Origin of the sequence: Vibrio sp. Y42_MX_L11, assembly GCF_024181785.1 — a bacterium.
GTDB classification, from domain to species: Bacteria; Pseudomonadota; Gammaproteobacteria; order Enterobacterales; family Vibrionaceae; genus Vibrio; species Vibrio diabolicus.
Genome location: NZ_JAMZAP010000016.1, coordinates 111,744 through 133,769 on the forward strand (window position 1 = coordinate 111,744; position 22,026 = coordinate 133,769).

General features: G+C 45.1%; 15 protein-coding genes. 6 read left to right on the forward strand and 9 right to left on the reverse strand.

All coding sequences use genetic code 11. From position 1 onward, the window contains the following. Nucleotides 1–738, forward strand: a complete 738-nt coding sequence (locus NL643_RS16365; RefSeq protein WP_253644826.1) for a flagellar brake protein — start codon at nt 1–3, stop codon at nt 736–738. 122 nt (nt 739–860) lie between these two features. On the opposite strand, the gene NL643_RS16370 is transcribed toward NL643_RS16365, so the two are convergent. The 3 genes from NL643_RS16370 to NL643_RS16380 all read right to left on the reverse strand — a co-directional run bounded on the left by NL643_RS16370 (nt 861) and on the right by NL643_RS16380 (nt 6,501). Further along, on the reverse strand, nt 861–1,820 hold the full coding sequence (locus NL643_RS16370; RefSeq protein WP_253644827.1) for a porin: 960 nt from the start codon (nt 1,818–1,820) through the stop codon (nt 861–863). 397 nt (nt 1,821–2,217) lie between these two features. Then, nucleotides 2,218–3,846, reverse strand: coding sequence for a methyl-accepting chemotaxis protein (locus NL643_RS16375; RefSeq protein ID WP_005394881.1), 1,629 nt, complete (start codon nt 3,844–3,846; stop codon nt 2,218–2,220). A 294-nt stretch (nt 3,847–4,140) separates the two neighbouring features. After that, nucleotides 4,141–6,501, reverse strand: coding sequence for a Lon protease family protein (locus tag NL643_RS16380; RefSeq protein WP_005394880.1), 2,361 nt, complete (start codon nt 6,499–6,501; stop codon nt 4,141–4,143). 187 nt (nt 6,502–6,688) lie between these two features. On the opposite strand from NL643_RS16380, the gene NL643_RS16385 reads away from it, so the two are divergent. Both NL643_RS16385 and NL643_RS16390 read left to right on the forward strand, forming a co-directional pair. After that, nucleotides 6,689–7,186, forward strand: coding sequence for a hypothetical protein (locus NL643_RS16385; RefSeq protein WP_046875772.1), 498 nt, complete (start codon nt 6,689–6,691; stop codon nt 7,184–7,186). Nucleotides 7,187–7,272: 86 nt separating this feature from the next. Next, nucleotides 7,273–8,904 (forward strand): ABC transporter ATP-binding protein, encoded by a 1,632-nt coding sequence (locus NL643_RS16390; protein WP_253644828.1) that lies wholly within the window; start codon nt 7,273–7,275, stop codon nt 8,902–8,904. A 241-nt stretch (nt 8,905–9,145) separates the two neighbouring features. Here the strand turns inward: NL643_RS16390 and NL643_RS16395 are convergent, their stop codons facing one another. Next, on the reverse strand, nt 9,146–11,179 hold the full coding sequence (locus tag NL643_RS16395; protein ID WP_253644829.1) for a prolyl oligopeptidase family protein: 2,034 nt from the start codon (nt 11,177–11,179) through the stop codon (nt 9,146–9,148). Nucleotides 11,180–11,300: 121 nt separating this feature from the next. Beyond that, entirely contained in the window at nt 11,301–12,200 is a 900-nt protein-coding gene (locus NL643_RS16400) for a LysR family transcriptional regulator (protein WP_005375112.1), read from the reverse strand. 162 nt (nt 12,201–12,362) lie between these two features. On the opposite strand from NL643_RS16400, the gene NL643_RS16405 reads away from it, so the two are divergent. Together NL643_RS16405 and lldD are read left to right on the forward strand one after the other, a co-directional pair. Beyond that, complete coding sequence (locus NL643_RS16405; RefSeq protein WP_006741952.1) at nt 12,363–14,054, forward strand: L-lactate permease; 1,692 nt, start codon at nt 12,363–12,365, stop codon at nt 14,052–14,054. 315 nt (nt 14,055–14,369) lie between these two features. Next, a complete protein-coding gene (gene lldD, locus NL643_RS16410) occupies nt 14,370–15,509 on the forward strand; it encodes an FMN-dependent L-lactate dehydrogenase LldD (RefSeq protein ID WP_253644830.1) in 1,140 nt (379 codons plus the stop codon). 90 nt (nt 15,510–15,599) lie between these two features. On the opposite strand, the gene NL643_RS16415 is transcribed toward lldD, so the two are convergent. After that, the gene (locus NL643_RS16415) at nt 15,600–15,947 is read right to left on the reverse strand and encodes a helix-turn-helix transcriptional regulator (RefSeq protein WP_005375109.1); all 348 of its coding nucleotides are present in this window, start codon (nt 15,945–15,947) and stop codon (nt 15,600–15,602) included. A 300-nt stretch (nt 15,948–16,247) separates the two neighbouring features. Between NL643_RS16415 and NL643_RS16420 the strand changes: the two genes are divergently transcribed. Next, nucleotides 16,248–17,351, forward strand: a complete 1,104-nt coding sequence (locus tag NL643_RS16420) for a mechanosensitive ion channel family protein (RefSeq protein WP_046875767.1) — start codon at nt 16,248–16,250, stop codon at nt 17,349–17,351. Between the two features lie 72 nt (nt 17,352–17,423). Here the strand turns inward: NL643_RS16420 and NL643_RS16425 are convergent, their stop codons facing one another. The 3 genes from NL643_RS16425 to NL643_RS16435 all read right to left on the reverse strand — a co-directional run bounded on the left by NL643_RS16425 (nt 17,424) and on the right by NL643_RS16435 (nt 21,628). Beyond that, on the reverse strand, nt 17,424–18,143 hold the full coding sequence (locus NL643_RS16425) for a carbonic anhydrase (RefSeq protein WP_253644831.1): 720 nt from the start codon (nt 18,141–18,143) through the stop codon (nt 17,424–17,426). Nucleotides 18,144–18,284: 141 nt separating this feature from the next. After that, nucleotides 18,285–19,256 (reverse strand): spore coat U domain-containing protein, encoded by a 972-nt coding sequence (locus NL643_RS16430; RefSeq protein WP_170902711.1) that lies wholly within the window; start codon nt 19,254–19,256, stop codon nt 18,285–18,287. After that, nucleotides 19,253–21,628, reverse strand: coding sequence for a fimbria/pilus outer membrane usher protein (locus NL643_RS16435; protein ID WP_253644834.1), 2,376 nt, complete (start codon nt 21,626–21,628; stop codon nt 19,253–19,255). Before NL643_RS16435 ends, NL643_RS16430 begins: the two co-directional genes overlap by 4 nt. Nucleotides 21,629–22,026: the final 398 nt, after the last annotated feature.

Consider the following 22,026-nt stretch of genomic DNA (forward strand, 5'->3'; position numbering starts at 1 on the left):
ATGAGCCCTATTGCCAGAGACGGCAAACTACCTCTGCAAAGCAAGAAGGCACCCGAACGTCAGGCAAGTACACTAAATAGCACCGATGCAATGGCAATGGTCGAACATGGCAGTGAAGTAAGTTTAAACGTCACGACACCTGTTGGTACCAAGTTTATTACAACCAGCACATTTGTCGGCTGTCACTCAAATAATACCGCATTGATAGAGGTTCCGAACATCTCCGATGAGGACTTGAAATTCTATTTTCAAGAAGGCTTTTGGATCAATGTAAAAGCGTACTCTCATCGAGGGGAAGGTGCTGTCATTCCATTTCGGGCGCAATTGCAGCACCGACTCGGCGACCCGTATCCAATTTTAGTGCTAAGTCTACCTAACACCATGCAGGTCTTTCAGCTTCGTAAAGAAGTACGTTACGAAGTGAATTTGAGGGCGCGCGTTTGTTTAGAGGCCTATCGAACTGAATGCGAGATAAGAGATTTGTCTCGTAGTGGGTGCCGCTTTGTGACATCACCAATGAGCCGACCACTTCAGGTTGGTGATCGCGTTTCATTGGACCTAACCATGCCCGGTGAAAGCCACATGCTCGCGCCATTGAAAGGTCGTATTTGTAACTTACAAAAATCGACACACCATGCTCGCTATGGAATGGAGTTTGATGAGGTTGGTAAAACCAACGCTAAAAACCTCCTGAGTCACCTAAAATTTGATGGGACTAAACTCACACTGAAAAGGTAGCTTTGATAATGAGCACCAAGTAGCGGCCAGTTTTGATACCCGGAAAACAAGAAACCCCTTACTGTAAAGTAAGGGGTTTTGTTTACTAAGAATAAGGCAGAATCTTAGATAACAGTTTCGACTTAGAAGTCGTAACGTAGACCTAGCGCTAGCTCATCTTTTTCATCAGCGCCTTCGTTATCCATTAGATCGAAGTTGTATGATGCGTAGCCACGGAAGTTAGGCTTGAAGTAGTAAGTAACATCAACAGCTAGGTTTTCTACAGTATCAGCATCTTCTAGCTCACCTTTGTTGAACGTAGAAGTAAATACAGTTTGGCCCATAGTGTATGATGCAGCTAGTTCGTAGCCTTTGTAATCCGCAGACTCACCTGCAACATCCACGTCTGCGCCTGTGTAGTTACCAGCGAAGTAGAAATCACCTACAGAGTATGCAGCAGCAAGCATGAACTCATCACTATCGTTTTGGTCTGCATAACCAGCACCTAGTTCAATACCAGTATTAGCAAATGCGTAGATACCAGATAGAGAGAAGCCATCTTCGTTGTTATCTGCAAAACCATTCACGTCTGTTGTACGGTCAGCAAAGCGGTAGCTAGCACGTACAGCTAGTTGCTCGAATTGGCCTTTGTAAGAAAGCATGTTGTCTGTACGGTCAGATACAGGCAGCTTAAGTGCTGCAGTGTTACCGTGGTAAGCCATAATATCGGTAAAGTCAGTAAGAACGAATAATGCACCGTCGTTTTTACCGTAAGTTACTTCACCGTATTTACCGCCTAGGCCTGCGTAAGCGTAACGAATTTCAAGATCACTGTTGTTATCTACGGCACCTTCTTCTTTTGTTTCGAACTCACCTTCCCAAAAACCAACACCGTATAGGTTTTCATTGATTTCCTGTTTGCCTAGGAAGTTAAGACGGATGCGAGTACGGTCTTTTGCCTTACCATCCATCATAGAAAGACGCGCTTCAGCGCGGCCGCCCATCTCAAGAGAAGTGCCATCTTGGTTGTATAGTTCTGAAGCGACAACTTGAGATCCTGATGCCATTAGCGCCACTGCTACAGCTAAAGTTTTTAATTTCATTGTTATTTTCCATATCATTGTTTTATATGTATTTTCTCACCAGAAAAACAGGACTTTTCTGTACCAACGAGAAAACTGGCGGCATAGTAGCAGCTGTTATTTTTCACGCAACGCGTTGAATAAACAGCACTTATAGAAGAAAACACCAAGTAAAATGACGATATGAATACCTCTCAACCATCAAGTTATCGGTTGAGGTAAAAAAATCGTTCGCGTCAAAAAAATTTTGACGCAAAAAATGTAAAAATAATCTCACTATATGTGATTTTGCTCGCAAAATATTTTCACTAAATGACTGTTTTAGATAGACTTCCTGATTTTAAATCAGTTTCTCACAAACAAAAAATCCCCAAGCAATAGCTCAGGGATTTATACATTTTGTTAGGCGAATAGCGAATTAAAGCTTAAAGAAGCTCAATTGCTCTTTCTGCTTCTCTGCAAGTAATGAAAGCTCAGTGCTCGCGCTTGCGCTTTGACTGATACCCGCCACATTCTGGTTAACCAGTTCAGACATGTTAACCACGTTGCGGTTGATGTCTTGAGTGACTTGAGACTGCTCTTCGGCTGCGGTTGCCACTTGCGTGTTTGAATCGTTAATGTTGGCTACCGACTCGGTAATACCAACCAATGCCTCATTCGCTTGTTGCGTCAGTTCGTTGTTACGACTGAGCATATCAAGGCTGACTTGCATGCTGTCATTCGCAAGCCCAGACTGCGCTTGAAGTTCTTCAATAATCGTTTGGATCTCTTGAGTCGAGTCTTGAGTCCGTGCCGCGAGCATACGTACTTCATCCGCAACAACCGCAAAACCACGACCAGACTCACCAGCACGCGCAGCTTCAATCGCAGCGTTCAATGCGAGTAAGTTGGTCTGCTCAGAGACACCGCGAATCACTTCAATAACGTCGTTGATCTGAACCGACTGCTCTTTTAAACGCAGTACCACTTGTGCTGCATCGTTCAATGCCTGAGACATCTGTGCGCTTGCTTCTGCGCTCTCTTGGAAGATAGCCAGACCTGATTGCGCAAGACCATCAGCTTCGCGAGCTGTCGAATCCGCAGACGTTGCGTTATCGCTCACGTTGTTTGCCGTGCTGGCAAGTTCATTAACAGCCGATGCCACTTGTTCGATCTCAGCGAGCTCTAGCTGAGCATTCGCTTCTGCTTGCGTCATTACTGCGGCAAGCTCAGTCGATGCCGATGCCACCTCTTCACTGATGCGAGTTAGCTGGTCGACCGTGTTGTAAAGCTGTTCTGCTGTTTGGTTAACATCTTTGCTCAGCTTCGCAATTTCGTTATCACCGTCTACATCTGCGCGAACTGACAAGTTGCCCATTGCTAACTGACGCATCACTTCTTGAAGTTTTTGAATAGGCGTAACAATCATGCCTGATAAGATCCACGCCCCCACCAATGAGAACGCAAATACCGCAAGAACTGTCAGCATAGCGTTGTTTTGTACACGCTCATTCTGTTGATGGCTTCTTATGGTTGACTGCTCTGCTTGGTCATTCACATGCTTCGACAGAGTATTGATTTGTTGAACCATTTCTCGGCCAACATTACGGTACTCTTTAATGAATGCACGGTACTCACTGTCCGATTTCAAGCCTTGATCGTACTGGTTAAAGAAAGCCACTGAGCGCTCTGAATATCGAACATAGGCTTCGATCGCTTGGCGAACTTTAATCGCATCTTCACGAAACAGATTACGAGCTTCAATCGCACTTAAATCAGCTTCAACCTGCTTTAAGCCTTCTTTCAATTCATTAAGAAAATTTTCACGACGGGAAGCGTCGTAGATAGCGTAAACCGCTGTAATACGAAGTGGATAAATTTCATCGTCAATACGCGCCAAAGTGTCTTTATGGAAAACCAAAGACTCTTGATTGGAAGCAATAACATCTTGCTCAGCTTGAAGATTGTTTTTAGTAATCCACAAAGCAATAAACAAAACAATCGCGGTAAATAATACCGGAACCAAAATTTGCGTTCGTACTGACAAATTTTTCAGTGATAACTGCATGACTGGACCTCAGTTGTATGCGTGATGCCTATATCCAAACGAACTCAAGCAACTCTCAATACTGAAGCTGCATTTCGGTTATTTGAATATCTATGCTTCCTTGCGACGGGAAAGTTCCCAGACGAATAAACAAGTGGCGAATATTAGAGGTCGATCACACTTTTGTCTAGTACAAAAAGTCCCCATTTTCAATCTGTTATTGACAATATCCCGACAGTAGTGTCGGGATATTGTCGTTATGATAAATTGTGATCACTTATGATGAGATACATTCACATTTAGGGCGGTTTTAGGCTATTTTCTCAACGAATTGAGCTTAGCTTGAGCAAGGCCAAAAATCGTATCTATTGGATAAGAACCTTCATCGGTTGGCTCACCGGCGACTTTCCCCGTGAACAGCTCGATGGCTTCAGTGACATGATCAATCGCCCAAATATTAAACTCACCTTTTTCTACTGCTTTCACGATGTCGGAACGGAGCATCAAGTTATGAACATTAGATTGCGGGATAATGACCCCCTGCCCTTCATGACGACCTTTAATCACACACACATCGTAAAAGCCTTCAATTTTTTCGTTCACACCACCAATTGGCTGAGCTTCACCAAACTGATTCATCGAGCCTGTAATCGCAATGTCTTGTCGGTTTGGTTGCTTTGAAAAAGCAGACACTACAGCACATAGCTCTGCCATGCTGGCACTATCACCGTCGACACCACCATAAGATTGCTCAAACGTAATCGTTGTGGTTAATGGTACTCGCGCCGTTTTACCAAATACGGAAGACAAGTAGGCCGATAGAATCATCACGCCTTTAGAGTGAATACTGCCGCCCAAATCCACACTGCGTTCGATATCGATAACATCTCCATCGCCGTAACACGTCGTCGCGGTGATGCGATTCGGCGCACCAAACATGTAGTCACTGGTACTTAATACCGAGAGGGCATTCACTTGACCGATAGCCTTCCCTTCAGTGCGAATCAAGGTTGTACCGTTAACAAACGTTTCCATCACGTTGTCGCGTAATCGGCTCACTCGCATTTCTTGGTTCTTGAGCGCCTCTTCCACATGACCGATACGGATCATGTTGGAGTTGGCTTGACGAGCAACGTAGTTTGACTCACGTAATAAATTCGCAATATTGGCAGAGTGGAGTGATAGCTTGGTTTGATCACCAGACAAGCGTGAACTGTATTCGATAATCCGTCCCATGGACTTTCTATCACAGTGCAGCATATTGTTATCGTTCACGACGCTAGAAATAAAGCGCGCATAGTGCAGTTCCGACTCTGGCGTTCGCTTCATCTCATCTTCAAAATCCGCTGTCACTCGGAACAACTCACTGAACTCTGGATCGTAATGCTGCAGCAATTGATAAGTTCGGTAGTCACCAAACAGAATGATTTTAATATCGAGCGGGATAGGCTCGGGATCGAGTGATACCGCCCCTGTCAATGTCACTTCTTTTTCTAGGGAGGTAAAGCTCAATTGACGAGCACGCAGTGCGCGCTTCAAACCATCCCAAACGTAAGGCTGTTCAAGCACTTTCTGTGCATCCATTAACAGAACGCCGCCATTCGCCTTATGCAAACTCCCCGCACGAATCAGCGAAAAGTCGGTAAACACGGTTCCCTTGAAAGTGGCTGTCTCAATCGAACCGAAGAGCGAATGGTAATTGGGGTTTTCTTCAACCACGATAGGAAAGTCACTGCTGTTGCGGCTTACCAAGACGTTCACTTTATAACGACGTGGTAATTTTTTATCCAACGACGCCGTCGCAATTTCGCCTTGCTCACCACTTTGATCAAGGAAGATATCTGCGTTTTCAACAATATCTTTTTGCAGCTCAGTTAAGTACGTTTTGATTTCAGAATATTCCGCGTAATCCACTTTGAGCTTTTTAATGAAGTGAGTAATCACATCGAGCGTCACTTCATCATTAAGCTTTTTGATTTTGTCGCTGTAAGTTTCTTCCCACTCTGTGAGTTCACGGACCATCGAACGTAATCGTACTTCGAGTTCATCAATGGCATCGCTGAACTGCTCTTGCTCTTTCTTACTTAGTGCATCAAAAGACTCTTCCGTATGAAGCTCATCACCATTCATGGCAACAAACTGATAATCGCCTTGTGTGGTAAGCGTCAAGCTAATGCCTTTCTCTTTTGCCTCTCGGCTAATGCGGTCCAGTTCGTTTTGTTGCTTCGCCGCTAATTGGTTTTTTAATCGCTCAGCGCGGCTAAAGTACATTTCATTGTCGAACGCTAGGGGTAAAGCATTCAGTAGTTTGCCCATTAAGGCCTCAATATCAACACGTAACTTATTCCCGATACCACAAGGCAGCTTCAATACCTTGGGTGTGCGGGTATCTTCAAAGTTCGCAACGTAACACCAATCAAACAAGGCTGCTGCATCGTGCTGGTGACGATTCAGATAGCGCAGGATCATGGTGCGTTTACCTAGCCCATTCTGACCAATGGCGTAGATGTTATACCCTTTCTCTTTGATGGACATCGCAAACTCGACCGCTTTTTGCGCGCGCTCTTGGCCCACAATCTCATCAATTGGAGGTAACTCCTTGGTCGACTTACATGGCATATTCTCTAGATCTGCTACAGAATATAGCTGCTTAGCTTCCAATCTTAGTATTGCCATATCCACTTCCTTTTTTCTTATTTTCGTCATTTGAGTGTAGAGATTATTTGCTTAATTTTAAGTGATTTACCTTCCACCCTAGTTTGATTGGACATTTTATGAGCACAAAAGTGATATCAACACGCACTTGCAATTGATAATCAATTTCATTTAATATCAAAGCAAATCAACTCTTGTGGAGATGGACATGAATATTGAGCAATGCTGGATGCGCTACTTGAAAGCAGAGCAATTGATGGAACAAGGCCACTGGCCCGAGGCACATCGTTTATACGACGATGTACTCAGCAATCTACCGAACCACATTCATTCGGCGCTCGAAAATGCTCAAACCAAACCTTGTCAGTTTGTCTGTCTCATCACCGGGCTGAGAGATGCGTGCGTCGCACAATCGGAGATTCTCAACAAACTCGGATTGCAGCACGATGCTTTTTCAACACTCAATCAAACGTACGCACTATTCCAATTCTTGCAACTAGAGAATCATGAACTTATTGAGCGTGTGGGTCATTTACTTGGTCAACAAAGTGAAGACTTGTTAGCTCATATGGCGGCATTTTGCTCCGCTCAACGTAATGCTCAATGGATGATTGAGCTAGACCATGTGACGCGCGCACATGAGCAGTTTTTGCATTTGCAAGCGATGAGTTCGGCAAAGTCTTCGCCTTCTCACCTGTACAATTAATCTAGAATCCAAGCAATGAGGTCTGCCAGACTTAGCGCTGCCCATTGCTTGTGTTTCATTTGCTTTATCAACCACAAGGATCTGTGATGTCTTCTAAAACCATTCTTTCGGTGAATAACCTATCGGTCAGCTTTACGACAAACGATGGGATCGTCGATGCAGTAAAGAATGTTAGCTTCGATTTAAAAGCAGGCGAGACGCTTTCCATCGTTGGGGAGTCTGGGTCTGGCAAGTCAGTATCAACCAATGCACTGATGAAACTATTGCCAGACAACGCTATTTTGCATACGAACTCATCCATCATGTTTGAGGGTAGCTCCATCTTGGATAAAACGGAGCGTGAAATGCAAAGTATTCGCGGTGATCGTATCGGTATGATTTTTCAGGAGCCGATGACCTCATTGAATCCATACATGCGGGTGGGGATCCAAGTCGCTGAGGCCATCATGTGCCACAGTCCAGTGGATAGATGCAAAGCCAAAGCGAGAGTGTTAGAGCTGTTTGAACTGGTTCACATGCCAGAGCCAGAGAAAGCGTACAGCAAATATCCGCACGAGTTTTCTGGCGGTCAGTTGCAACGCATCATGATTGCGATGGCACTGATTAACGAGCCCGATATTTTGATCGCCGACGAACCAACAACGGCGTTGGATGTCACGGTTCAAGCAGAAGTGTTGCACCTGATTAAAGAAATTCAGGCTCAGATGGGCATGGCAATCCTATTTATTACTCATGACTTAGGCGTCGTGAAACACTTTGCCGACCGTGTCATTGTGATGTGTAAAGGGGAAGTCGTCGAAGAAGGCGAAACGCAAACACTCTTCGAAGACCCAAAGCACGAATACACACGTATGCTGATCAACTCGATTCCAAAAGGCAGTAAGGACCCTACTAGCGAGAGTGCTACACAACTATTAAAAGCTGACGATATACGAGTCAAATTCTTGATAAAGTCGCATTTTATTGCCAGTAAAAATGAGTACTTCGAAGCCGTAAAAGGCATTTCTCTTGAGCTCAAACAAGGGGAAACACTCGGGATTGTTGGGGAATCCGGTTCAGGCAAGTCTACCCTCGGCCGCGCACTGATAGGCCTCCTGCCATCCACAGGTAAAATCGAATACAAAGGCCAAGATATGGCTTTGCTGACAAACAAAGAACGTTTTGAGCTGAAAAAAGACGTTCAGATGGTGTTCCAAGACCCTTATGGTTCACTTTCTCCTCGTATGACTATCGGCGAGATCATCACTGAAGGATTAACTGTCCACCAGCCAATGTTGAGTAAAAAAGAACGTATGCAGAAAGCACGCGACGTGCTTCGAGAGGTTCGCTTAGATCCCGCGTCCATCAACCGTTATCCGCACGAGTTTTCGGGAGGCCAGCGTCAGCGTATTGCTATCGCGCGAGCACTGATCCTTGAACCTTCGTTTATTTTGCTTGATGAGCCGACCTCTGCATTGGACCGCTCGGTTCAACTGACTGTGATTGATCTCCTGAAAGATTTGCAGATAAAGCATAACATTGGCTACTTGTTTATTAGCCACGATCTATCAGTCGTCAAAGCCCTTTCTGATCGTGTTCTTGTCATGCAAAAAGGCGAGGTCATGGAACAAGGTACAGCCGAAAATATTTTCCAAAACCCTAAAAATGACTACACGAAAAAACTGATAGATGCCTCATTTGATCTTGAAAACAGTGAAAATCAGCACAATGCGGCTTAGGTTCATCACAGTTTCATATTCATAAACTAGGATTAAGAAAAGGTGATAAATTCATCTTGTCTTAAGAATGGCGTAGCTGCCTTTCGGTTTGGCCGCCGAGACTGGTTGGTTCAAGAGTCAGACTTAGTCAACCTGGCTCAAATACTGGCAAACAGTATAAATTGAGTTCCCCCAACCATGAAAAATGCCGCGACACTGTCGCGGCATTTTTTATTCTCAGAAGCTTCGAGCAACTAGGGCATTAAATCGACTCAATACCCATATTATGTAACGTAAATGCATACACGTCTGTGGTGAGGTCAATTTGCTTACTCAGCGGCATTCCTGCACCATGACCAGCATTGACATCAATGCGTATCAATACTGGATTAGCACCTTGCTGCTTGTCTTGCAGCTCCGCAATAAACTTGTACGAATGTGCTGGAACCACACGATCGTCGTGATCGGCGGTTGTCACCAATGTCGCAGGATACTGCACGCCTTCTTTTACATTGTGAACAGGAGAGTAGCCAAGCAAGTATTGGAACATCGCTTCGCTTTGCTCAGAGGTGCCATAGTCATACTTCCAGCCTTCTCCAGACGTAAACGTGTGGTAACGGAGCATATCAAGCACACCTACGGCTGGCAGCGCCACCTTAAATAACTCAGGACGTTGCGTCATACACGCACCAACCAACAAGCCGCCATTTGAACCACCACGAATCGCTAGACGCTCGGAGCTAGTGTAGTCGTTTTCAATCAGGTATTCCGCCGCCGCAATAAAGTCATCAAATACGTTTTGCTTTTGCTGCTGAGTGCCTGCGTTGTGCCAAGCTTTACCGTATTCACCGCCGCCTCGCATGTTGGCTACAGCGTAAATACCACCCAATTCTAGCCAGTTGGCCACATTGCCAGAAAACATCGGAGTGAGGCTGATATTAAAACCGCCATAACCATACAGCATGGTTGGCGCACTACCATCAAGTGCGATGCCCTTCTTGTATGAGATGATCATCGGTACTTGCGTGTCATCTTTTGAGGTGTAGAACACCTGTTTTGATTCATACTCACTGCGATCGAATGGCGCTTTTGATTCTTGAAACAGCGTCGATTCACCAGACTCAACATCAAATGAGAAGATCGTCGGTGGCGTCACGTAGTTAGTAAAGGTGTAATACAGCGTGGTTTCTTCTTTTTTACCCGCTAGACCATAAGCCGTACCCTCTCCCGGCAGTTCAACATCTCGAATCCATTCACCTTGGTAGTTAAACTGCTGCACTTTAGAAAGTACATCCACCATATAAGTCGCAAACAGATAACCGCCACCTTTGCTGATTTCTAACGGCTGTTCTTGTTCAGCAATCACATCCATCCATTGCGCTGTTCGGGTGTTGTAGCTGACAACTTTGCCATTCGGCGCATCTAGGTTGGTGTAAAGCAGCAAGGTTTCGTCTTGACTATCAATCAAGTAGGTGTCGCCTTGCGTTGTATCACGAAGCGTCACAATCGCTTGGGACTCAGACTGTAAATCGATATAAAACAGACGATTACCCGATGTGGATTCTGCGCCAGAAATAATGAGGAAGCGATCGTCCGTCGTCGTGGTACCAGACACATAACGGTGAACCTGCGTATCCAACTCACCGAAAATCACTTTATCTTCAGACTGAGGTGTACCAAGTTCATGATAATAAAGCTTGTGATGTTCAGTTCGCGCAGATAACTCACTGCCTTGCGGCTTATCATAGCTTGAGTAATAGAAGCCTTTGCTGCCCCGCCAAGAAATCGACGTAAACTTCGCATCCACAATCTCAGGCTCTAACTGTTCTTTGGTTTCCGCATCAATAACAAAGATCTTGCGCCAGTCACTTCCCCCTTCCGAGATGGAATACGCGACCAAACGATAATCTTTCGAGAAGCTGACTTCGCCAAGAGAGGTCGTGCCCTCTTCAGAGAACGTATTTGGGTCAAGGAAGACTTCGGCTTCTCCCTCGCCTTTACGGCGATACAATACGCTTTGGTTTTGCAAACCGTCGTTTTTGTAAAAGTAAGTATAATCACCGCGCACAAATGGCTGAGAGTATTTCTCATAATTTTGACTGTTTGCGATCAAGTCACGAATCTGTTGGCGATACGGGATCTGACCAAGAAAATCGAATGTTACCGAGTTTTGTCCCGAAACCCATTGTGCGGTTTCTTCGCTGCGATCATCTTCTAACCAACGATAAGGGTCGGCAATGTCGTGACCAAAATAAGTGTCCACGACAGAATCTTTACGTGTTTTTGGGTAATGCATAACGTCCGTGTTACTCCGTTGCTTTTATTAAGTTGTTTATTTTCATATCGTTTTATTGCGGTGATTACCTTAGAGCACCCAATATTGATTTCAACGACATTGTTTTAAATCTATGAAGGAACTAGAAATAATGAGATATCGTTAAGTAACGATCACGAATGTGCTCAATAAGCAGTTTCACTTTATTCGGTGGTTGACGAGTAAACGGGTACACCGCATAGATACCCAACTTTTTACCCACTAGTTCAGGAAAAATATCCACCAGTTGACCATTACGAATATCGTGATACACCAAGCATCGCGGGACGTAAGCTATACCATGGCCGCCCAGAGCGGCTTTACGTAATGCGGTCGCGTTATCAGTAGAAAAGCAGCCCGATACTTTGACGATGTAATTTCCGTCTTCGCCTTTAAACTCCCAATCTGTTGCACCTGTGGTTTGGTAAGCGTATTGCAGACAATTGTGTGTGGTGAGATCAATAGGCTCGATCGGCTTCCCATTTTTAGCGATATATGAAGGGGACGCGCATACCACCCATTGGGAATCGAGAATATGTCGTGCGATCAAACTGGAATCGGCTAGGTAGCCAGTTCGAATGACTAAATCGTAACCATCAGCCACCAAATCGACAAAGCGGTTATCCAATGACATGTCCACGGTCAGGCCCGGATGAAGGTTACAAAATTCCGCAACGGCATCAGCAAGTATCAAATCTCCAGAGATACACGGCACGGACATTTTTATGTGACCGCTCACATTCTCTCCAAAGCCTGCAACAGCGTCCATAGCCTCCTGAGTGGCCTGCTTCACATTTTTAGCACTGTGGAGTAACACCTTACCTGCTTCGGTTAAGGTCAATTTACGCGTTGTTCGATATAATAGCTGCGCCCCAATCTCTTCCTCCAACCTTGCCATTCTTTTGCTAACTACCGAATTTGTAAGGTTATTTGCTTCTGCAACCTTACTAAAACTGCCCAGTTCGATTACTTGAGAAAATAGGATTAAGTCGTCTGCTCTCATACGATTATGTCACTTTTGGAATTAATTATTTTCATTATTTCCCTATATCAACAAAAAATAAAGGAGTAAATTCACGCCAAATTAACAAAACCATTACAACAAAAAGTCACCTCTACAGCGGATTGACACCGTTCGAGAAGTCAGCGTACGAAGGATGTACAAATGAGTGAAACCCTACTTGCCCTAGTGGCATTTTCGCCAATTGTTGTTGCCGCCATCTTATTGGTTGGTCTCAACTGGCCTGCTAAAAAAGCCATGCCTGTTGCGTTCGGTTTAACCGTCGCTATTGCCCTAATGTTTTGGGATATGTCAGCCAATCGCGTACTGGCTTCTGTATTCCAAGGGCTAGGCATTACTGTCTCTGTTCTATGGATCGTGTTTGGTGCCATCTTCTTGCTCAACACTTTAAAACACACTGGAGCGATCACCACTATCCGTAATGGATTTACCGATATTTCAGCTGACCGCCGTGTGCAAGCCATCATCATTGCTTGGTGTTTTGGCTCATTCATTGAAGGCGCATCAGGGTTCGGTACCCCGGCAGCAATTGCTGCACCACTACTGGTTGCAATCGGCTTCCCCGCGCTTGCCGCTGTCCTAATGGGTATGATGATCCAGTCAACGCCAGTTTCATTCGGTGCGGTGGGTACGCCAATCATCGTGGGTGTAAACAAAGGTTTAGACACCCATAACATCAGTGAGTCTTTGGCTGCACAAGGCGCAACATGGGAAATGTACCTGCAAGATATCACCGCGCACGTTGCTGTGATTCACGCTGTTGTAGGTACGATGATCCCTGTATTAATGGCGATGATGTTAACACGTTTCTTCGGCAAGAACAGAAGCTGGAGTGAAGGTCTGGATATTCTACCATTTGCGTTATTCGCAGGCGTCTCTTTCACTGTGCCATACGCGTTAACCGGTGTGTTCTTGGGCGCAGAATTTCCTTCACTAATCGGTGGTTTGGTTGGTCTTTCTATTGTTGTTACCGCAGCGAAAAAAGGCTTCTTAGTACCAAAGACTAAGTGGGATTTCGAAAGCGAAGACAAATGGCCTGCTGAATGGCTGGGCTCGCTAAAAGTCGATCTAAACGACAATCCAGGCAAGCCAATGAGCATCGTAAAAGCTTGGGTACCATATGTAATGCTGGCGGTAATTCTCGTCGCAAGCCGCGTAAGTCCGGAACTGAAAGGCTTTGTACAAAGCGTAAGTTTGTCGTTCAGCAATATTCTTGGTGAGACTGGTGTGAGTGCCGCTATTCAGCCATTGTACCTGCCAGGTGGCATCCTCGTGTTTGTCGCACTGCTTGCCGCAATGTTACAAAGCGGCAGCGCAAAACCATTGCGTGAAGCGTTTGGCGAGTCAAGCAAAACACTGATTGGCGCGGGATTTGTCTTGGTATTTACCATCCCGATGGTTCGTATCTTCATCAACTCTGGTATTAACGGCGCTGACCTAGCAAGCATGCCGGTCACAACAGCGAACTTTGCCTCTGACCTTGTCGGTTCTGCGTTCCCAGCACTGAGTGCCACCGTTGGTGCGCTGGGTGCGTTCATCGCTGGCTCAAATACGGTTTCAAACATGATGTTCAGCCAGTTCCAATTCGAAGTGGCACAAACACTATCTATTTCGAGTGTGATTGTTGTATCGCTTCAAGCCGTTGGCGCTGCCGCAGGTAACATGATTGCGATTCACAACGTTGTTGCCGCATCAGCCACCGTAGGTTTACTTGGTCGTGAAGGCGCAACATTGCGTAAGACGATTATCCCTACGTTCTACTACATTGTAATGACAGGCATTATTGGATTGGTGTTGATTTACGGCCTCCAAATGACGGATGTCTTGATGAAGTAACGCGAAACGCAGGGTTTATAGCCCTGCCTAATCTGACACAGCTGTCAGCACTACTACCCCGACATGTTGATTTAGCTTGCTAAATCAATCCCCCCGGCAGCTGTGTCATCCTTTCCAATTTGTATAACTGATTGAGTGATTTAACAAAATTTTTCAATCAATTATGTAAATGAGTTACCAACATCAGCAGTTCAAAAGTAAGTGAACCATAGGTAACTATACTCATTTTGATGCCTTCACTGCTTTGCGATGAAGGCTCAACGAAAGAGCAAATTGCTCCACAACTTTGCTTAGAATAACCGCTAGGACACCATTATGATTATCTCAGCTTCTACTGACTACCGTGCTGCCGCGAAAGCCAAGCTTCCCCCGTTTCTATTCCATTATATTGATGGCGGCTCTTACGACGAACGCACGCTGAAGCGTAATACTGACGATTTGGGTGATGTCGCTCTTCGCCAACGCGTCCTACGCGATATGACAGATTTGAGCCTAAAAACCGAGATCTTCGGTGAGAAACTGGCAATGCCAATCGCGCTAGCTCCTGTTGGTCTAACTGGTATGTACGCGCGCCGAGGCGAAGTGCAAGCAGCAAAAGCAGCCGAGAAAAAAGGCATCCCGTTTACTATGTCGACTGTTTCGGTTTGTCCGATTGAAGAAGTCGCACCTGCAATTGAACGTCCAATGTGGTTCCAGCTTTACGTGCTTAAAGACCGTGGCTTTATGAAGAACGTGCTTGAGCGTGCAAAAGCTGCGGGCGTAACAACGCTGGTGTTTACCGTTGATATGCCAGTTCCTGGCGCGCGTTACCGTGACATGCACTCAGGCATGAGCGGCCCTAACGCAGCCATGCGTCGTGTATTCCAGGCGATGCGCCACCCAAGCTGGGCACTGGATGTGGGCCTACTTGGTAAGCCGCACGACTTAGGTAACATCTCAACGTATCGTGGCGAACCAACAAAGCTAGAAGATTACATCGGCTGGTTAGGCGCAAACTTCGACCCGTCTATCTCCTGGAAAGATCTTGAGTGGATTCGTGACTTTTGGGATGGCCCTATGGTCATCAAAGGCATCCTCGACGAAGAAGACGCGAAAGATGCGGTACGTTTCGGCGCAGATGGCATTGTGGTATCTAACCATGGTGGTCGTCAGTTAGATGGCGTACTTTCAAGTGCTAAAGCACTACCAAGCATTGCAGATGCGGTAAAAGGCGATCTTAAGATCTTTGTGGACTCTGGTATCCGTACTGGTCTTGATGTGGTTCGTATGCTCGCGCTGGGCGCTGACTGCACACTGCTTGGTCGTTCATTTGTGTACGCATTGGCTGCACAAGGCGGCGCAGGCGTTGAAAACCTACTGGATCTGTACGACAAAGAAATGCGTGTAGCTATGACGCTTACTGGCGCGAAGTCTATCGCGGACCTTTCTCGCGATTCCTTGGTGAAAATCCCATAATCTTTGCAGGCGAGCAAAACAGAAACGAAAAAACGAGCCACAGTTGGCTCGTTTTTTATTGCTCTTCAACCCGATAATTTGACGAGCAAGCTAACTAACTTGGTGAACGTACTCGATCACGACTTGGTTGCCGTCGATAAACACGTTACTGATATCGCCATCCACCGTCACACGATTTTGTAAATAAACCGTACCAGATGCAGATAGATCACGCTCCGTCAAAGACGGAATCACCTGACCAGGACGTACATGTAGCTGCTCGCATAGCTGTTTTACAAAACCTAGCGTCAGTGGAGAATTACCACGTAACAAGCCAGAAAACTCGTGTAGACTCAAACCAAGGCGCTTCGCCATTTCCATTTGAGTGATGTGCATTTTGGCTTTTTGTGACATCCAGATGTCGTAGAGCGCGTTTCGATCCAGCTCTGTAAATTCCATATCTGCCTCCGCTAATTCAAGAGCCAATACACTCTCACACTTACTTAAGATAAATGTTAGCGATAAGTCAGAGAAGTTATAATTGATCGTTCAAATATCAACGCACATCGGAGATGACGAAGCTCCGCACACGAATGGAACGGCGGCTCATCACCCAGTTTCGACCACTCACTTTTCACCTCACGAACTAGCCTACCTCAGGCGATTTATACATAAGTAAATGATTTAAAGGAAATCACTGGGGTGAAGGAGTAATATCTGCTACCTTTCCTTCCATGGTTCACTAGAAAGAAGTTACATATGTCACAGTGGTTTACCGATTTGCAAAGCTATATTGAAACATCTCATCAAGATTGGAGTGGGAGTGTCCTTTTCATTACACTCGCCAGCTTTATTGCTTGGATAGCTTGGCGACTGATCCGCTCTCGTCTCGCAGTACTAGTAGAGAAAACCCCTTTCCACTGGGATGACATGTTGCTTGATGCGCTAAAAGCGCCAGTCAGTACACTCATTTGGTGTTGGCCAGCAACCGTCTCTATCGGCATCATATTAGAGAGCGAGCTCAACGATAAAATAAACTGGTTAAGCACGCTGAAACTGATTTTGGTGATCAGTATCTTCGTCTGGACCGTTATGCGACTCATTACCAATGTTGAAGAGTACGTCCTAGAACAAAAAAACCGAGATGAAACCACAGTGCAAGCGATAGCTAAAGTCGCGCGCTTGTTCTTTATTACCGTCGGAATTCTCACTGTGATGCAGGCGTTTGGCTTGTCACTGTCAGGATTGCTCACCTTTGGTGGTGTCGGTGGTTTAATCGTTGGTTTAGCGGCGAAAGATCTGCTGTCGAACTTCTTTGGCGGCCTTATGATCTACTTCGATCGTCCGTTTAAAGTTGGCGACTGGATCCGCTCTCCAGATCGCCAAATTGAAGGTACGGTAGAGCGAATTGGCTGGAGAATGACCATCATCCGAACTTTCGATAAGCGTCCTCTTTATGTGCCAAACTCTGTGTTTAGCAACATAGTCGTAGAAAACCCATCTCGCATGCTAAACCGACGCATCTACGAAAAAATTGGACTTCGTTACGACGACGCCGAAAAAATGCCGCAAATCATTACAGCGGTGAAAGAGATGCTTAAGAATCACAAAGATATTGATGCACGCCAAACGCTTATCGTCAACTTCGATACGTTCGGTCCATCGTCACTGCATTTCTTCATTTATACCTTCACAAAAACCGTGAATTGGGTGAGATACCATGAGGTTAAACAGGATGTTCTTCTTCAAGTAATTAACATCATTAAAGAACACGAAGCAGATATCGCCTTCCCAACTCAAACACTCAAGCTCGATCCAGTTCAAATGATAAAAGCTGAAGAGCAAGAAGATCACGGCTTCTAATTTCCATCAATACCAATAACAAAGCCCGCTTTATTCAAGCGGGCTTTTTCATTTTTTATTTGCTTGGATTGGTTAGTGTTGCATTAACACCATACGAGCATTCAATGGTTGGATAGGACGATTGTTTTTCCCCATCACTGTCGTAAACGCTTTAATCTGCTCAGGGGAAATGGTTTGTGCTTCTTTCATCACTAACCAACGTACCCCTTCAGAGCATGGTGGTGTCGTTAGTGAGCCATTAAAGCGATAATACGCTTTGTCTTTTGGAAGCAACGCATCCGCTTCAAATGGCAATTTAATCTCTACACCTTGATCTTTACTTGGTATGTTTGCCAGTAACTTCGCTAAATCTGGGTTCGCTTTTCCGGATTGAAAAAACACGGCCACAACCGCCAAATGGCCAGTTGTATCAGCATGCACAAAGTGCGCTTCTAATGGGTATTCTTTGCCATCCACATGGTTTTCTGACGGAGTATGGAAGTGGAACTGCTTTAACGTGAATGCATTGCCATCAATCAACAGTGTGTTGTCACCCTCTAGGCTGGTTTGCAGGGTGTGGCCGTTATTGAGCAATGAGATTGCTTTGCCATGGTAGTCGAACTGCAATTTGTCTAACTTCGCTTCTGCTGCGGAGACAATATTAATTGGGCTTTGGTTTTGACCTTTGGAACATTCAGACGCAAACTCGCCCCAATGCTCAGGCCCGTGACTCCCCTCGTAACCCCAGCTTGCTGCGTTAGCTGTTCCTGTAAATACCAACGCCAAACCTAGTGCTGCCAGTGACTTCTTCATAGTTTTCCTTATTCCTTCAAGTTAAATGTTGTGAAAACAAAACCATACTAATCGCACAGAATTAAGCGGGAATAGAGTGAAAACTATGATTACAAAAGTTTTTTGGAATAGATGCCTCTAGTTATGCAATTGATATGATGCTCAAAATTGAACATCAACGATTATCGAGTCGGTATAAGTGCCAGCTGGTGGGGTGGTTTGGCTTGTTATTATCTCTGCGCGATAATTGAAGTTCTGCGGAGTGATGCCATCGGGAATGGTGTCACCCGTATCCACATCGCTCTGTTCACGACGTTCAGAACCAGTCCCCCCCCACCGCTCCGTCGATGAGGATTTATAGATTTCATACTCCAAATAGTTACCGCCAGATGCCATGCGTCGTTGGCCTCCGGAGGCATTCACACCGTCGTTTAAACCAATGGTAAAAGCACTGTTCTTGGTACAGGTTAATGATATAACCTGACTGACAGGGTCAAAACCTGCCACCAATGGTGATGAACCAAAATTAATATCTGGTGCCGTGATCATACAATCGGGAGTGACTTCCAACTCTACCGTAATCAAGCTTTGTGCATTGCCTGTTTCTCGCCCAAGACATACGCCTCCAACTCCAATTCCTGAGCAATAATTCCAAATCCAAGACACCGTAATTTGGTCTCGATAAGTCCCTGCTGAGAGATTACTACCAGCTCCTGTCCGGGCATAAAGCGGAAATTCAGCTTGAGTGCCAAATAAACCTAGTAAATCGAGCAGCCCAATTTCAAAAAAATTGTAAGTTTGGCCAAAAATGTACTCTTGCGAAAGGCTTGGGTCTCCAAAAATCTGATAGCTAAGTTCCGAACTGATATCCGCCGCATTAAGCAACCGCCCATCGTTAGCGCTGTTAAACGTTGCAGACACATAATCGCCACTCAACAAAGAAACAAGTGTAGAAAAGTCACACGTTATCCCTGCGTGAGGCTGGGCTGAGCTCTGTTGCTGAATAGTTGAAACGGTAAACGAGGAAACGCTTCCAAATTGAATCAAAGGCGTCGGCGCAGTGAGCTCACAAGCCATGTTACCGGACGATATAAAAAGAAGAAAAAACCAAAGATAACGAGAATACCGACTCATAATTGTACCTCTGCTTTTTGCTCTTTCGTGCAGACTTGTTTACCTAATGTCTGTATCTTCTCGCTCCGTGTTTGATAGAGTCCCGTTATAAATACTTTACATGGTGGAAAGCCTTCGGGGTAAAAGATAATGTACTCACCTACATTACGCCCCTCAAAATACGTTACTCCATCCCAACCAATTTGCCCAACCACTCCAGTATCTGATTGACCATAAGTTCCTAACGGCAAGTAGGCGTCATTTTCATCAACAACCTCCATACTTAACGCAACTTGCAAAGCTACTGGGAACTCGAGCAAATAGCCATACCCAGAATGTATCGACGCGTATTGTTCTGTTGTTGGGAAAAAAGCATTGGCAGGTAATCTAAGCGGATCAATTTCATATTTTGCGGTGTAATATGCCATTGCCCACGGTACAAGTAAGTAACCGTCATCATCAGTCAATCCAACGACTTGATTCTCATATTTGACGGGCACACCTTCAAAACCGCTAGTACTGACAACAGCGAAACTATCATACACATTATTTGCAGGGAATATTTCACCATCGAGTGACGCAACCGAACCCGACATTTCGGCAAAATAATCGTAATTACCACTCGTCCCGTTTAAGCCCGCTCGGAACTCCGCCCAAGAGGCTCGGTAAGTAACATCGGCCTGCTTTCTATTGTCAGGCTTTTCATTAATATCATGCGCTAAGTTGATTCCCAAACCACCTCGAATCGGCGCAAGTCGACTAACACTAGCACGGCCACTAAGATGACCATCGCTTTCACGCTTCATGGTTAATCCCGCGCTACCAGAGAAAGCGCTCAAAGGTAATGAGAATTGTGCTAACGTAACTGCCTCCCCACCGATGTTTCGATTAAACGATAATGACATGTTGATATCGAACGGAAGCGAGCGGCTGTAAGTTACATTAAGTATTCTCGATCGAGAGTCGGTTTGCTGAACATCAAAGTATCCCCCTGATAACGAACCCCACTCATTCAGCCGGGCGCCAACATTTATCTGAGAGACATGCCGAGACAAATTCTCTCGCTCGTTAGTGTTGTCACTTCTCAAGTTCTCTGGTGCTTGGGAAAGCGTGTAAAATCTCTCGCTCTCAACTTGGGTACGAGCGGAAAAGCTAAACATTCGAGATTGATAACTATAACCAACTGAATAGGAACTCGCTCTCTGCTCATAATTGCTAAACCTTACCGCCCCATCAATCGTTCCCATATTGAATAGGTTGGTAACAAAACCGACTCCCGCAACAATTAAGTCATCTTTCGCTTCGGTTTGTGCCTCCAACGTTAGCCAGTTTGTCATTCCGTGCCTCGCAGCTGCGACAACAGCACCATCGCCATAGTCATTTGAAGCGTTGCCATAGTTTCGGCGTAAAGCACCAAAACTAGCGTTGTAAGAGGTATAGTTAGCCTTCAGCAAGTTAGCTGAAAGGAAAAATGGACTGGTCATTGCAGTCCGCCTTCCCTGAGCATCCGTTGCAATCACTGTCGCTTCACCAGCTCCCGATACCATTGGAATATCATTGATAACAAACGGTCCCGGCCCCACAAACATTGAATCGGTTTTTAATCCGTTTACAAATAAATCTAACGTCGTGGGAGCAGTTACTTCGCCATAAAATGCAGGTAAAGGTGCGGTAACCACATCTGGACGCATAGAGAAGTCATGTGAGAGTTGAATACCAGCCATTCGAACTGGTTGACTCCACGCAAGGGGCCTCACAATGTAATCCCCTACTTCAAAGCGCAATCGACGACTTTGATCAACATATTCGTACCTCGTGTCGAAGCGTGTATATTTATTACTTTGTTGCGCTTGAACGTCTCGATGAAGGTTAGATTTAAATATTCCCGTCGTAGAAAGTACGCCGAATTCAGAAAAGGCTCTCAATTCGTGGTTAATAGATACTTCTTTTTGACTACTTTCGTGATCATAAACACCAAACATACTGTAATTAAATAACCCACCAGTTCCGAATTTAGCGGGGGAAAAACGCCTCCTGTTCTGCGCAGAAAAGCGTTGCATCGGCAACCAATTCGGAGGCACTGTGATTGATAATTGCAGTGACGATTGCAAATAATCGACCTCTACACCCGATATTGATGTTATGTCTAACTTCTCTTGCGTCCCAGGTAATACATCCGCGACCACGCCAGCAGACAGTAAATCGTCTCTATACACGAAGTAACGCTCGCCTTTACGTTCAACATCCGCGATTAAACCAGTCGGTCGTTGATTAATTACTAGTTCTAACGACAAATGAATATTTTCAAAGTTCTCATAAGAAAAGTTTTCAGGACTAGGTAACTGCGATAAATGGGTCACTACGTTGTCGCACCAACCCACGCCAGGCGTCATACTGGTAAATAAACAAGATAGATATAAAATCTTATTCATTTTGTTCGAGTGGAATAACGTAACGCTTACCTTCAATATCCGCCTTTACTTTTATATTTTTCATATTGGAGTAAGAAATAGGCCACGTTTTATATTGCTCAGGTAATATATACCCTGCTAACCCTTTCGAAACGATAAAAGGCGATTGGTTTGGCCTGGTCACTGCTAGGTTGACTAATCTGACATAGTGATTACTGGTGTTTTCTATATGAATAAGGTTCTTATCTTTACTCTTTATACCGTCATTCCGCAGCCAATTTCAGAATTAAAACAATGTGATCCAGTGATCGTTTACAAATGTTAGTGCGACAGACCTCTTGACCGCGATCCCCAGTTTTGATCTATTACTGTTATTTAAC